This window comes from Chitinophaga caseinilytica, assembly GCF_038396765.1.
GTDB lineage: Bacteria > Bacteroidota > Bacteroidia > Chitinophagales > Chitinophagaceae > Chitinophaga > Chitinophaga caseinilytica.
On the sequence record NZ_CP150096.1, the window covers coordinates 2,743,901 to 2,757,270 of the forward strand.

At 57.7% G+C, this 13,370-nt stretch carries 9 protein-coding genes; 5 read left to right on the plus strand and 4 right to left on the minus strand.

All coding sequences use genetic code 11. The annotated features are described in order from the left end of the window. Positions 1–69: 69 nt before the first annotated feature. Together WJU22_RS11510 and WJU22_RS11515 are read right to left on the minus strand one after the other, a co-directional pair. A complete protein-coding gene (locus WJU22_RS11510; protein ID WP_341843381.1) occupies positions 70–3,669 on the minus strand; it encodes a TraB/GumN family protein in 3,600 nt (1,199 codons plus the stop codon). Between the two features lie 66 nt (positions 3,670–3,735). Beyond that, entirely contained in the window at positions 3,736–6,108 is a 2,373-nt protein-coding gene (locus WJU22_RS11515) for a S9 family peptidase (RefSeq protein ID WP_341843382.1), read from the minus strand. A gap of 84 nt (positions 6,109–6,192) precedes the next feature. Here WJU22_RS11515 and WJU22_RS11520 point away from each other — a divergent pair, with 84 nt between their 5' ends. Beyond that, complete coding sequence (locus tag WJU22_RS11520) at positions 6,193–6,735, plus strand: histidine phosphatase family protein (RefSeq protein ID WP_341843383.1); 543 nt, start codon at positions 6,193–6,195, stop codon at positions 6,733–6,735. 1 nt (position 6,736) lies between these two features. Here the strand turns inward: WJU22_RS11520 and mgtE are convergent, their stop codons facing one another. After that, positions 6,737–8,113 (minus strand): magnesium transporter, encoded by a 1,377-nt coding sequence (gene mgtE / locus WJU22_RS11525; protein WP_341843384.1) that lies wholly within the window; start codon positions 8,111–8,113, stop codon positions 6,737–6,739. Positions 8,114–8,143: 30 nt separating this feature from the next. Further along, positions 8,144–9,025 carry a bestrophin family protein gene (locus tag WJU22_RS11530; RefSeq protein ID WP_341843385.1) on the minus strand — a complete coding sequence of 294 codons (882 nt, stop codon included), beginning with the start codon at positions 9,023–9,025 and terminating at the stop codon, positions 8,144–8,146. Positions 9,026–9,114: 89 nt separating this feature from the next. Here WJU22_RS11530 and WJU22_RS11535 point away from each other — a divergent pair, with 89 nt between their 5' ends. The 4 genes from WJU22_RS11535 to hutU all read left to right on the plus strand — a co-directional run bounded on the left by WJU22_RS11535 (position 9,115) and on the right by hutU (position 13,354). Further along, on the plus strand, positions 9,115–9,504 hold the full coding sequence (locus WJU22_RS11535) for an SET domain-containing protein (protein WP_341843386.1): 390 nt from the start codon (positions 9,115–9,117) through the stop codon (positions 9,502–9,504). A 78-nt stretch (positions 9,505–9,582) separates the two neighbouring features. Beyond that, positions 9,583–10,089 carry a MarR family winged helix-turn-helix transcriptional regulator gene (locus WJU22_RS11540; RefSeq protein WP_341843387.1) on the plus strand — a complete coding sequence of 169 codons (507 nt, stop codon included), beginning with the start codon at positions 9,583–9,585 and terminating at the stop codon, positions 10,087–10,089. Beyond that, a complete protein-coding gene (hutH, locus tag WJU22_RS11545; RefSeq protein WP_341843388.1) occupies positions 10,086–11,654 on the plus strand; it encodes a histidine ammonia-lyase in 1,569 nt (522 codons plus the stop codon). The genes WJU22_RS11540 and hutH overlap by 4 nt, the downstream gene beginning before the upstream one ends. A gap of 26 nt (positions 11,655–11,680) precedes the next feature. Continuing rightward, positions 11,681–13,354: a urocanate hydratase gene (hutU, locus tag WJU22_RS11550; RefSeq protein ID WP_341843389.1), complete on the plus strand. Its 1,674-nt coding sequence runs from the start codon at positions 11,681–11,683 to the stop codon at positions 13,352–13,354. Positions 13,355–13,370: the final 16 nt, after the last annotated feature.

A 13,370-nucleotide genomic window follows, 5' to 3' on the forward strand; every position in this document is an offset into this window, starting at 1 on the left:
AATGATTCGGGGGAATCCGCTGTCCATTGCTGAAGCGTATTCCCCCGAATTATTTATGGCGATTTGAAACTATTCCTCAAACTGCGCCCGCACCCGCGCTTTATACCGCGCCTTCCGCATGAGGCGGTCCTGCTGCTCGGTCACCGGTATTTTGGGGTCCATGGGCTTGTCGTTCACTTCCAGCAGCGCCATTTCGCTCCGCACATCGGATTCCTTTTCCGGCTGCAGGCCGCTCACCGCAAGGAACCATTCGTCAACGTTCTTGATCCGGCATTTATAGAAATACACCGTTCCATTTTTCAGACGGAAAGTGGTGGCCTGTTTGCCGACGTACACCACCGAATCCAGCCGGCTGTCCCATGCCGGGGTGGCCATGAGCGCACTCCGGGCCAGCAATTCCTGCTTCCGGTAACGTTCCGGGAAACGCGCGGCCTGGCCGATGTTTTCCAGTTCTTCCAGCAGTTTCGCGCGGTAGAGGTCTTGGCCGGCGATGGCCTCGAGGAGACTGTCTTTCACCGGGATCCCGCGGCGCAGGTACATCGTTATCAGACTGATCTGCTGCCCCGGCTGGCGCAGTTTTTCGAGACTGTTGAAGAAGCGCGCCGCATTGCGGTTTTGCGTGCGGAAGGGAAGGAGCAGGGTGGCGAATTGCGTGATGTCGTCGTCGGGCGCTTCGTAACTGCGCTTGCCGTCGTTTTCGGCTTCCTGCACCTGCGATTCGCTGACCATCGCCTGGAGCGCGGCACGGGCATCGAACGCGATCTGGCCGATGTGATCGGCGTAAAGCGCCGGCGCCAGGGCGTTACTGTCTGCCGCCATCGCCATGGTCCGGTAAATACTGTTTTTGTATACAGACAGCGCCGTGAGCTGCAAAAGCTCGGGGAAAAGGCCGGCGCTGAGCTGCAGCGTGTCGTACAGGGGGAAGAACCAGTCGTACACCCGGTCGCCTTCGCTGAGGATGGGAATGTCTGCCAGCACAAGTTCCTTGAAAAGCGAATTGGCTTCGGTGGTTTTTTGTAGCAGGAGCGCCCGCGCCACGGCCTGTTGCAGGGCGGAAGTGTCTTCCGCCGCGAGGTACGCGCTCTTCAGAAACGGCAACACATTTTTGTGTTTGATAGTGCCCAGGCTGCCGAGCAGTTCGGATTTGACGGACAGGTAATCCTTTTCCTTCATGTTCCAGCCTTTCACCAAACGGATCAGTCCCGGCGCGTCGGCATCCCGGAAATTGGCGGAGGAAACCGACATCCGCGCGGATGCCCGCGTGGCGCTGTCTGCCGCGTAAAAATCGCGGACGAGCAGATTCCCGCGGGGCGAAAAGATCGTTCCGGTATCGGATTTGTCGCCGTAAGGCTGGAAGCTGTCGAAGAAATTTTTCACGAAATCCGATGGCCCCGCCGTTGAATCGATCAGGGCGGAAAGCAGGTAGCGCATGTGGTTGCGGACGATCACCCTATGCAGGATGGCGCGTGAAGAATTGGTGTCGCGCATCCGCAGCAACATGCTTTCCGTTTCGGGGGAAGAGCGCCGCTCGCGCGAGGCGATAACGAGGTGGTCATCTCCGCCGAGATCGTCGGTGATCCGCTGCCAGTACTCGCTACTGTCTATCGAAAAATAAGGATTGTATTTGCGGACCATCACGCGCACCGCCTCGCCGGTACTGTCGGCCACGAACCAGCGCGTTTTGGTACGGGAATCTTCGCCGGAATTGCGGCTCCAGGCCAGCGATTCCTCCACCGCTTCGGCCATATCGTCCTGCATGGCTTTTACGGGCGATTGAACGGTGAATTGCAGCATGGTGTCGCGCTCGGTCATCGGCCGGCCGTATTTCGAAAGGATGGGTTTGAACGCGGCGAGAAAATCTTCGGCTGCTTTCCGGTTTTGCCTGAACCTGGCGGCAACCAGCACGGTATGCGGCCCTTGCACGAAGAACCGTGCGATAGTATTGCTGCTGTCCGCGTTTTTGTACAGCATCTCCAGGCAATCGCGCCCTTCCCAACGGATGACTTTCCGGCCGGCGGTCTGTTGAATGGATGCCGTGGCGCGGTAGGTTTCTTCGGCGAACGACAGCTCAACGGTATCTTCCTCGAGCCGCGTGTAACTGTGCAGCGGGATCCTGAACACCTGGTAATTATTGCCGGTCTGCCGGTCCAGCATCCCGAATTCCTGCCGCTGCACGGAGCCCGGGCCGGCAATCGTGTTGGTGTGGAAAGGAAGATCGGTCACGTCGGCGCTGAAGCCTCCGTAAGACGATGAATACGTAAACGGCTGCACCACGCTGCCCATGGAAGATTGCAGGCGGATGGACTGCAGGAAGCGGTCGCCTTCGGGGCCGGCAGCGTAATCGCCGTTCCCGCTGATCTTGAAAATGAGTATTTCGAATGGCGTGACGAAGATGCGGTAGCGTTGCAGATCGCCACGGCGCGTCCTGCTTTCGATATCGAAGCCGGGCGTGGATGTGTGGGTGTTTTTCTTGATGGAAGTGATCTTTCCCGGCACGAATTCGTACAGCGAACTGTCGATCTTTTTCATGACGTCGTCCGTTGTTTGCCCGAGGGTAGCGGCGTTCGTCCGGATGCGGCTGACGAGGTAATAGGCACCGTTGGCGAGGTCTGCGTATTGCAATTGGTTGACGGCGCCGAGCCGGTTGAAGTTGAACAATGTGCCGGGAAGCTCTACGTAGAAGCTCCGGTCGTCTGCGAAATATTCACGGAATTGAACGGGCGCGCGCATTTTGTCGAGCTCGTCTTTCTGTTTGCTGTCGCGGTTGGCGAATTGTACCGGGCGGAGTTTGTACCCCATCTTCCGGAGCATGTTGATGACGCCGCGGTCTCCGGGAAGATGTGCGGCGCCCACACCGGCGAACAGGCTTGTTTTCCGGGCGATGGAATCGATGGCGCGGGCCATGTTCTCATTGCGTTTATAGAGGAATTTTTCCAGGAAGGCGGGTGATTCGGATTGCCGGTTGGAAAGGGAATCGAGCATGTCGAGGTCGCCGCGGCGATAGGCGTCGTTGAGCATTTCTCCCGATCCGCTGCGGTAGCGGACGGGCCTTTCGCGCTTGCTCTGCCGGTCAAGGCTGGCATCGCGGTAAGCTTCGAACATGAGTTTTTCGGATTCGTCGAAATTCTCCACGCCGGTCGCTTTTTTGCCGAGTTTGCTGCCTACCTGGTAGATGTACATATCGAGGAAGGTGTTCTCTTCGAAATCTTCCTGCATGGCATAGGAGCGGTACAGCAGGTGGTTGATCATTTCCGGGCGATAGGCGAGCCCCGCCTCCAGCGCGTCTGCATAAGATGAAACGGTGAAAGCCTGGTCGGGGAGGGTTTTGCGCTGCGGCGCCCTGCGGGAAGCCATGCTGCCGAGGAAGAACATCCGGCTTTTGGAGAAATCTTCCTGCAACTGTTCCGGATTGGTTTCCAGCGCCACCATGTCCGAATTCCGGATGCAGTGGTAAAACGAATCGCTGAGATGGAAAGCCAGTTTGCTGCTGACGTGCATGGTGCCGAAGAGGTAAGATGGCTTTTTGAGCCCGTTCCCGGTAATCTCCCATAAAAGGCCCTGGTACCGGGGCTGCTGCGCCGCGGAAATGGTGGTAATGCCCAACAGGAGCGCCCCCAGTGCCAGTATTTTCCGGAAAATCATAAGGTTGAAAGGGATGGTGTTATCCAAATATACCGAAAAAAAGAGGGTGCATCATCAGTAATGATACACCCTCTTTTTATAATATGCCGGCCGTTATTTCCCTGCCGGCTTCAATTCGTTTTCGAAAAGCCGCAGGATGCGTTTGTACTCGTCCGTCCAGCTGCTGGGCTCGGTGAACCCATGGTCTTCCACGGGGTACACGGCCAGTTCCCATCCGTCTTTCCCCAGTTCTATCAACCGCTGGCTCAGCCGCACGATGTCCTGGAAATGAACGTTGGTGTCTACCATGCCGTGGCACATCAGCAACTTTCCTTTCAGCCCTTCCGCATAATAGATCGGGGAAGAACGGCGATAGGCGAGGCTGTCGGTAAACGGCTCGTTGAGGATATTGCTGGTATACCCGTGGTTGTAATGCGCCCAGTCGGTCACGGAACGCAGGGCCGCTCCGGCCGCAAACGCGTCGGGCTCGGTGAACAGGGCCATCAGGGTGATGAACCCGCCGTAACTGCCGCCATAAATCCCGATACGTTTGGGATCTACGCCGAGCTGTTGCACGAGGTATTTCGCGCCGTCTACCTGGTCTGTGAGGTCTTTGCCGCCCATGTGGCGGTAAATGCCCGTGCGGCAATTGCGACCATAACCCGCGCTGCCGCGGTAATCGATATCGAGCACGGTGTACCCGAGGTCGGTAAGGAGGTTGTGGAACATGTACTCGCGGAAGTACTGGCTCCACCATTTATGCGCGTTCTGCAGGTAGCCCGCGCCATGCACGAACACCACGGCCGCACCGTTTTTCTTCGCCGCGTCCGGGGTGTACAGGCGGGCGTAGACGGGCTGGTTGTCGCGGGCGTTGAACGTGATCACGTTGGCCTCGCGCCAGGGGTAGGAGCGGAACTCCGGGCTCATGGCCTGGTCGGTGATCTGCGTTGCCGGTGCGCCGGCGCGGTTTTCCTGGAGGTACATTTCCCAGGGGTGGTTGGAGTTGGAATACCGGTAGGCGATCCATTTCTCGTCCGGGCTCATGCTCACGGTATGCGCGCCGCTCATGGCCGTGATGCGCTCGGGCTTTCCGCCGGCAACGGCCAGTTTGTAGAATTGCTTCTCGCCGGGATGCACTTCGTTGGTCGTAATATAAAAATGCTTTTTATCCCTGGACAGCTGGGCTTCCTGCACTTCGAAATTCCCGGATGTCAGCGCGGTCCGCTTGCCGGTGTTCACGTTCACGGTATAAAGGTGGCTGTATCCCGTAGCTTCGCTCTGGAACCAGCAAGTCTGCTCATCGATCCAGCCGAGGCCGCCCCAACCGATGCCCGGGCCGCCGATCCAGGCTTCGTCGCGCTGGCGGTCTACGGGCGTGAGTTTCCCCGAAGCTGCGTCCAGCAGCATGATCCAGCGGTCTTTATTGTCTTGCGAGCGGATGTTCACGATGGCTTGCGTCCCTTTTTCCGACCAGTAGGGGCCGTTGATGATGACGGGCCGTGCGGCTTTGGCGGTATCGCGCCCGGGATAGTCTTTCGTATAATCCGGTTTGTCGTAGATACCGGGGATTTGCGTGGTTTTGATGGCGAAGGAAGTATCTTTCACCCTGTCGTACACGAACGATTCATATTGCGGCTGCGCTCCGCCTACTTTAGATCGGCTGCGGATGTCGGTAGTGTAACCGGTTTCGGTCACGAATTCGGGAACTTCCGTTCCGCGCGACATATTCTCCCGGAAAACGCGATACACGACGAAACGCCCGTCAGGGCTCATTCTCGCGTCGTTGAGGGAGCGGTCGTCCAGGTAAAGGGAACGCAGGGATTTAGTTTTGGGGAGATTGTTATTGAATGCGGTGGCCGCGTCGGAAGTGGTTTTCTTGTCGCGCAGCACTTCAAACAGTTCCTGCTGCTGGTTTTTGAGGTGTTTTTCCTGTTCGCCTGCGGAATCGCCGCGTTTGGCGGGTTTGGCGCCGGCCACGAAGTCGGTCAGTTGTTCGACGGCCCCGGTAGCGGGGTCCCAGCTGAAGATATTGCGGTCGCGGCGGTAGAGGATTTTACTTTCCCGGAACCCGAATTCCGCACCGGTCTCGAGGTCGTTGGTCTGCGTAACGCGCGTGTCTTTCCCGGTTTCCATGTCGCGCAGCCAGACATCGCCCTGCCAGGTGTAAACGAGCCGCGTGCGGGCGAGGTTGAGCTCGCCGGACTGGAGCGCCTGGATGTGCGCTCTGTCTGCAGGCGCCGTTTTCAGGGGTTTGTGGTTAGCGAGGGTGATGGCGTGGAGGGAATCGGCCGGGGATTTTTCCGGGTTCCAGTTGAAATAGATGGTTTTCCCATCCAGTCCCCAGAAAATATTATCGGGAGAAGTGCCGATCCATTTCGGGTCGCGCATGATCTTTTCCACGGTCAGGGTCTGCAATTGCTGGGCGAAAGTGGAAACGGGCCAGCAAAGGGTTGCGAGTAGCGTGAGGCGTTTGATGTGTGTTGGCATAATCTCGTAAACAGGCGATTGATTATTGGTTTGCTTGGAGATATTTTATAATTTGATGCACAAGATACTAAACAAGACAACCCGATGATGCGTAAAATGATGGCCGGTGCTTTCCTGTTGGCACTTACAGCGGGATGCGGGCCGGCGAAGCAAAAGGAGCGGGCCACCACGCCCGTGGCGGAAGATACCACGTTCCTGACGGGTACTTTCTTCCTCGTCCGCCACGCCGAGAAAAATCCCGGTGCAGACTCTACGCTCACCGCCGCCGGCGAGCGGCGGGCCGGAAAGCTGTACCACTTGCTGAAGGATTCCGCCATCCAGCGCATCTATTCCACCCCCTTCCGCCGTACCATGCAAACGGGCGACTCCCTCCGCATCCGCCTGGGGATCGATACGGTGATCTATCCAGCAGACAGCTCCGGGGAAGGGCTGCTGTACGAGATTTCCCGCCGGGGCGACTGGGGAAAGCGCATCCTCGTGATCGGCCACAGCAACACGCTGCTGCCGCTCATGCGCAGTCTCAACGCCAAACCCGACATCGACAGTATCGCCGATAAGGATTACGGCAATCTCTTCATCATCCGCAAAACACGGAAAGACAGCCGTTACATCCGCAAACGGTATTGATTTACAACAGAATTCCCTGGAGGAACATATACGCTACCGAGAAGTAGATGAGCAGTCCCGTTACGTCTACCAGCGTGGCTACGAATGGTGCACTGGAGCTGGCGGGGTCGGCGCCGGCTTTTTTCAGTAACAGGGGCAGCATGGAGCCGGAGAAGGTGCCCCAGAGCACTACGCCTATCAGCGAAACGCCCAGGGTGGCGGCGATGAGGATGGTATGGTCGCCGTAGGTATGGAAGAAGTGGTTCCAGACGAGGATGCGGACGAAGCCGATGAGGCCCAGCACGCTGCCCAGCATGAGGCCCGAGAGGATTTCGCGGCGCATGACGCGCCACCAGTCCTTGATCGTGATCTCACCCAATGCCATGGCCTGGATGATGAGGGTAGACGCCTGCGAGCCGCTGTTGCCGCCGCTGGAAATGATGAGGGGGATGAACATGGCGAGCACCACCGCCTTGGCGATCTCGTCTTCGAAATAGGCCATCACGGAGGCGGTGAGCATTTCACCAATAAATAATATTACCAGCCAGCCCACGCGCTTCTTGATGAGGCGCAGCAGCGGCATGTCCAGGTACGGCTCGTCCAGGGCTTCGGTACCACCGATCTTCTGGATGTCTTCGGTATGTTCTTCGTTGGCGATCCAGAGGATGTCGTCGATCGTCACGATCCCAAGCATGACTCCTTTATCGTCGAGCACGGGAAGGGCCACACGGTTTTCCAGGCGGAAGGTCTGGATGGCTTCTTCCTGGTCGTCGTTCACATTGAGGGCCACGAACCGGTCGTCCATGAGGGTTTCCACGACGGTTTCGGGAGAAACGAGGAGGAATTCCCGGATCCGGAAATCGTCCAGCAGTTTGCCCTGCCGGTCGATGACATATATTACGTCGATCGTTTCGGAATCCTTGCCGTACATGCGGATGTGGTTCAGCACTTTGGCGACGGTCCAGTGGGAGCGGGCCGCGATGTAATCGGGTGTCATGAGCCGGCCCACGCTGTTTTCCTTGTAACCGAGGAGGGAGAGGGTTACTTTCCTTTCTTCGGGGTCGAGGAGTTTGATGAGTTCCTGCACGGCCTGCGAAGGCAGTTCTTCGAGGAAGGCGGTGCGGTCATCGGGCGGGAGCTCGTTGAGGAGCTCTGCGGTTTTGTGGGCGGGGAGGTCTTTGATGATCTCTTCCTGCGTGGGGAATTCCAGGATGCGGAATGCCGCGGCGGCGCGGCTTAAGGTCAGATGGTTGATGATGAGGGGCCCCTGCTCCGGGTCTTCGTAGATCAGCTCGGCGATGTCCGTAATAAGCTGATCGTCCAGGAACGACCGTAGTTCCTGGGGTTGCTGCTCACGGGCCAATTGCTCGAACTTTTCCAGTAAAGCTTCATTTTCCATAAATCCTGACTCTTGCGCGAAAATAGGTAATTACTGCATGATCTCCTGCACGTGACGGCGGATATTGGCCGAGATGGTTTCTGTGGGGAGATCGTTGGCGTCTTTCCCGAAGGGGTCTTCGATTTCTTCGGCGATCAGTTCGAGGCTGGCCAGGACATAGAAAATGAAAACGACCATGGGCACAACGAGGTAGCCTAAACCGAAAACGTATCCCATAGGCAGGGTCATGACGTAAAAGAAAATGAATTTCTTGAGGAAAACGCTGTAGGAGAAGGGGATGGGCGTATTCTTGATGCGCTCGCAGGCACCGCAGATATCCGTAAATGATTCCAGTTGCGCGTTGATGGTGATGAGCTGGTCGCCGGAGATGACCTGCTGGCGGTGAAGCTCGTTGATTTTTTCCATGATGAGGGTGGCCATGCGGTTGGGGACGTGGATCCCCTTGCCCAGGCGCTCCAGTTCATCTTCCGCGATATTCTCCAGCTTGTCTGGATGGAATTCCCCGCGCAGATGGTCTTTCAAAGCAAAAGCATAGTTCGGTATCATATGCGCGAACCAGGCCACCGCCGGGTGCCCCGTGGGCAGCATGGCCTTCAGCTTCATGGCGAGGTTGCGGCTGCTGTTCACCAATCCTCCCCACTGCCTGCGGCCCTCCCACCAACGGTCGTACGCCGTGTTGGTGCGGAATACCAGCAGCATCGAGATCACAAAGCCCAACAGGCCGTGCATGGCCGAAATGTTCTTCAGATGGTCGCGCTCCGCCTGCGCCCGGATAAACGTCAGCTCCAGCCAGGCGATAACGCAGCTGTACAAAGCAATAGCGATGAACATCGGGAACAGCTTCTTCACCGTATCCGCCCGGTGGATGCGGAAAATGAAGGTAAACCAGTCTGTAGGATTGTAATTGATCATGCCGCAAAAATAATAACCATCCCGCTTATTTTGATTAGTGTCGGTATTAGTGTTAATTTACGCCCTGCTTATCTATTCCCAAGTCATTTATGATCAAGCCGTATTTGTACATACAGAAGACGAAAGAAAAAGGCCGCGGTGTTTTCACCAGGGAAGCCATTCCCGCAGGTACTACCATCGAAGTATCGCCCGTATTGGTGCTGTCCAACAGCGATACCCAGATCGCCGACACTACCAAGCTGCATAACTACATCTTCCTCTGGGGAGTGAGGGAAACCCGCTCCTGCGTGGCCCTCGGCTACTGCTCCATCTATAACCACTCTTACGAGCCCAACTGCGAGTACGAGATGGATTTCGATGCGGAAACCATGGCCATCAAAACCCGCCGCGCCATCAAAAAAGGCGAGGAACTGCAGATCAACTACAACGGCGATCCGGAAGACGTTTCCTCCGTTTGGTTCGACGTGAAGCGGAAATAAATCCCCCGCAAAAAAATTCTCCGCGATTGCGAAGGATTTTTTAATATTGTAAAATATATAAGCACTTATATAATTTACATGAGCTTCTATCCCAAACTCGGTTACCTGATATTCGGGAGCCGCCTCCGGCGCCTCAGCGAATACTTCCTGGCGGAGGTGAATAAAGTGTACGCACAGGCCGGCATCGCGTTCGACGCCAGCTGGTTCCCCCTGTTCTACCTCCTGTCCGAAGGGCGGCAGCTCACGCTGATGGAAATTTCTCAGGAACTGGAAGTGTCCCATTCCGCCGTTTCCCAACTCATCGCCAACCTGAAAGGCAAAGGGCTTGTTACTGCAACGCGGTGTGCCGAAGACGGGCGCCGCCAGCTCGTGGAGCTCACCAAAAAAGGCGCCGCGCTGCTGCAACAGGTATTGCCCGTCTGGAAAGCCATCGGGGAATCGATGGAAGACCTCGTGCAGGAAGATCCGCAAAGCCGCAAAATACTCGAAGCCATCGGCGCCGTGGAACGCTCGGTAGCGGAAGATCCGCTCTCCGCCCGCATCCTCCGCGCCATGGACATCAACGCCAAAACCATCTCATCATGAGCCAAAACTTTCATTACGGAAAAGACCAACTGACGGCCCGCACGGCCCTCGATATCGCCGAAGGGCGTACGCAGGGCGTGTTGCTGCCCGAAGTGATGGACCGCGTACGCCAGAGCTACGGGCACGTCCAGGCTATCGTCAAGGAACACCGTACCGTGTACGGAATTAATACCGGCTTCGGTCCGCTGTGCGACACGAAGATCTCCGAAGAAGACACCCGCGCCCTGCAGTACAACATCCTGCAAAGCCATAGCGTGGGCGTAGGCAATCCCATCCCCGAAACCATTTCGCGGCTCATGCTCGTGACCAAGGTACAGGCCCTGGCACAAGGGTTCTCAGGCGTGGCGCCGGATACGCTGGAGCGCATCGTCTGGCATATCGACAAAGGGATCACGCCGCTCGTTCCCGAAAAAGGGAGTGTGGGCGCTTCGGGCGACCTCGCCCCGCTGAGCCATCTCTTCCTCCCGCTTATCGGGCTTGGCGAGGTTTGGCGGAAAGGACAGCGGATGCCGGCTGCGGAAGCGTTGCAGCTGGAAGGGAAGGAGCAGGTGGTGCTCGGACCGAAGGAAGGGCTCGCGCTCATCAACGGCACGCAGTTCATCCTTTCGTTCGCCGTGAGCGCGGTAGCGAAAATGCATAATATCCTGGAGGCGGCCGATTTGACGGGGGCGCTTTCGCTGGAAGGGCTCATGGGTACCTACAAACCCTTCGATCCCAGGCTGCACGCCATTCGTCCATACGCCGGCAACCAGCTCGTGGCGCACCGGTTGAATACATTATTAAGCGGATCGGGCATCATGGCGGCGCATGTGGATTGCGGCCGCGTACAGGACCCCTACAGCCTCCGCTGCATGCCGCAGGTCCACGGCGCTTCCCGCACGGCGTGGAAACACCTCGAAGAACTGACTTCCATCGAACTGAACGCGGTAACGGATAACCCCATCGTGTTTGCCGCAGACGATACCATTTCCGGCGGGAACTTCCATGGCCAGCCCATGGCGCTCCCGCTCGACTACGCCACACTGGCGTCCGCCGAAATCGGCAACATTGCCGACCGCCGCTGTTATATGATGATCGAAGGAAGGTTCGGGCTGCCGAAACTGCTCATCGAAGACGCCGGCCTCAATTCAGGGTTCATGATCCCGCAATACACCACCGCGGCGCTGGTCACGGAGAACAAAACCCTGTGCTTCCCCGCTTCGGCAGACAGCGTGCCGACCTCGCTGGGGCAGGAAGACCACGTTTCCATGGGCTCCATCTCCGGCCGCAAGTTGCACCAGGTGATCGGGAACGTGGAATACATCCTTGCCATCGAACTGCTGTATGCCGCGCAAGCCATGGATTTCAGGAGACCCCTCAAATCCACGCCCGTCCTCGAAGCATTGCACGCCTACACCCGCGAGAAAGTGACTTTCGCTAAGAAAGACCGCATCTTCGCCAACGACATCGCCGCGCTGCAAACCATCATCGCCGACGGCTCCTTCGTGGCCACGGCCACCGCTGCGGCAAAAGCCAACGGCATCGACCTGAACGGGCCTTATCACGATACATTCCGTCTTTCTTAAATCATCCACCAAAACGATCTGCCATCATGAAAAATACGACTGATTTTATCCAGCAATACGCCGCACATCCACACTACAAAGCCCCGCGCGGCACGGAGCTGCACGCACGCAGCTGGCAAACGGAAGCCCCGCTCCGCATGCTCCTCAACAACCTCGATCACGAAGTGGCCGAAAACCCCGACGAGCTCGTGGTATACGGCGGCATCGGCCAGGCGGCGCGCAACCGCGAAGCCCTGCAGCAGATCATCCGTTCCCTGCTCACGCTCGACGAAGAACATTCCCTGCTCGTGCAATCCGGAAAGCCGGTAGGCGTGGTGCGCACCCATCCGCAGGCGCCGCGCGTGCTGCTGGCCAACAGCAACCTCATTCCGAAATGGGCCACCTGGGAGCATTTCAACGAGCTCCGCGCGAAGGGCCTGATGATGTACGGACAAATGACCGCCGGCAGCTGGATTTATATCGGCACCCAGGGCATTCTCCAGGGAACGTATGAAACCTTCGTGGAGTGCGGCCGCCAGCATTTTAACGGCGATCTGAAAGGCAAGCTCCTCGTGACCGCGGGCATCGGCGGCATGGGCGGCGCTCAACCGCTCGCAGCCACCATGGCTGGCGCCGTGTTCCTCGGAGCAGACGTTGACGCCACCCGCCTGCAAAAACGGATCGATACCAGGTACCTCGACCGCATGACGCATTCCTACGACGAAGCCATCGCCTGGGTACGGGAAGCGCAGGCGAAAGGCGAAGCCATTTCCATCGGCCTCGTAAGCGACGCCGGCGATATGCTGGAACGCATGCTGAAAGATGGCATCATCCCCGATATCCTCACCGACCAAACCTCCGCGCACGATCCCATCAACGGATATGTGCCCAACAATATGAGCCTCGAAGCCGCCGCTGAACTGCGCATAAAAGATGCCGCCGCCTACAAGCAGCTGGCACTCAAAAGCATGGCGCGCCACGTGGGCTTCATGCTGGAAATGCAGCGCCAGGGCGCCATCACCTTCGACTACGGCAACAACCTCCGCGAATTTGCGAAAGAAGGCGGCGAACCGAATGCGTTCAACTTTCCCGGATTCACGCCGGCCTACATCCGCCCGCTGTTCTGTGAAGGAAAAGGGCCCTTCCGCTGGGTGGCGCTTTCCGGCGACCCGGAAGATATTTATACGACAGACCGTGCGCTCATGGAACTTTTCCCCGACAACAAGCCCCTCCACAACTGGCTCACCAAAGCACAGGAGCGCGTGGCCTTCCAGGGCTTGCCCGCCCGCATTTGCTGGCTCGGCATGGGCGAAAGGGAAAAAGCCGGATTGCTGTTCAACGAACTGGTGCGCACCGGCAAAGTGAAAGCACCCATCGTCATCGGCCGCGATCACCTCGACTGTGGCTCCGTGGCATCGCCCAACCGCGAAACGGAAGCGATGAAAGACGGTTCGGACGCGGTTTCCGACTGGACGCTCCTCAACCTCATGAGCAACACCGCCGGCGGCGCCACCTGGGTATCGTTCCACCATGGCGGCGGTGTGGGCATGGGATATTCGCAACACGCGGGCATGGTAGTGCTGGCAGATGGGACAGACCGGGCGGAAGCATGCCTCAAACGCGTGCTCTTCAACGACCCCGCCATGGGCATCTTCCGCCATGCAGACGCGGGTTATGAAAAAGCCATCGAAGTACGCGATGAATTCGGCCTCGGATTATAAACCTCCAACATCATCC

Excerpts from the sequence above, each read along its gene's own strand:
- WJU22_RS11515 (WP_341843382.1), bottom strand. The coding sequence starts at position 6,108 with ATGCCAACACACATCAAACGCCTCACGCTACTCGCAACCCTTTGCTGG.
- WJU22_RS11520 (WP_341843383.1), top strand. The coding sequence starts at position 6,193 with ATGATGCGTAAAATGATGGCCGGTGCTTTCCTGTTGGCACTTACAGCG.
- mgtE (WP_341843384.1), bottom strand. The coding sequence starts at position 8,113 with ATGGAAAATGAAGCTTTACTGGAAAAGTTCGAGCAATTGGCCCGTGAG.
- WJU22_RS11530 (WP_341843385.1), bottom strand. The coding sequence starts at position 9,025 with ATGATCAATTACAATCCTACAGACTGGTTTACCTTCATTTTCCGCATC.
- WJU22_RS11535 (WP_341843386.1), top strand. The coding sequence starts at position 9,115 with ATGATCAAGCCGTATTTGTACATACAGAAGACGAAAGAAAAAGGCCGC.
- WJU22_RS11540 (WP_341843387.1), top strand. The coding sequence starts at position 9,583 with ATGAGCTTCTATCCCAAACTCGGTTACCTGATATTCGGGAGCCGCCTC.
- hutH (WP_341843388.1), top strand. The coding sequence starts at position 10,086 with ATGAGCCAAAACTTTCATTACGGAAAAGACCAACTGACGGCCCGCACG.
- hutU (WP_341843389.1), top strand. The coding sequence starts at position 11,681 with ATGAAAAATACGACTGATTTTATCCAGCAATACGCCGCACATCCACAC.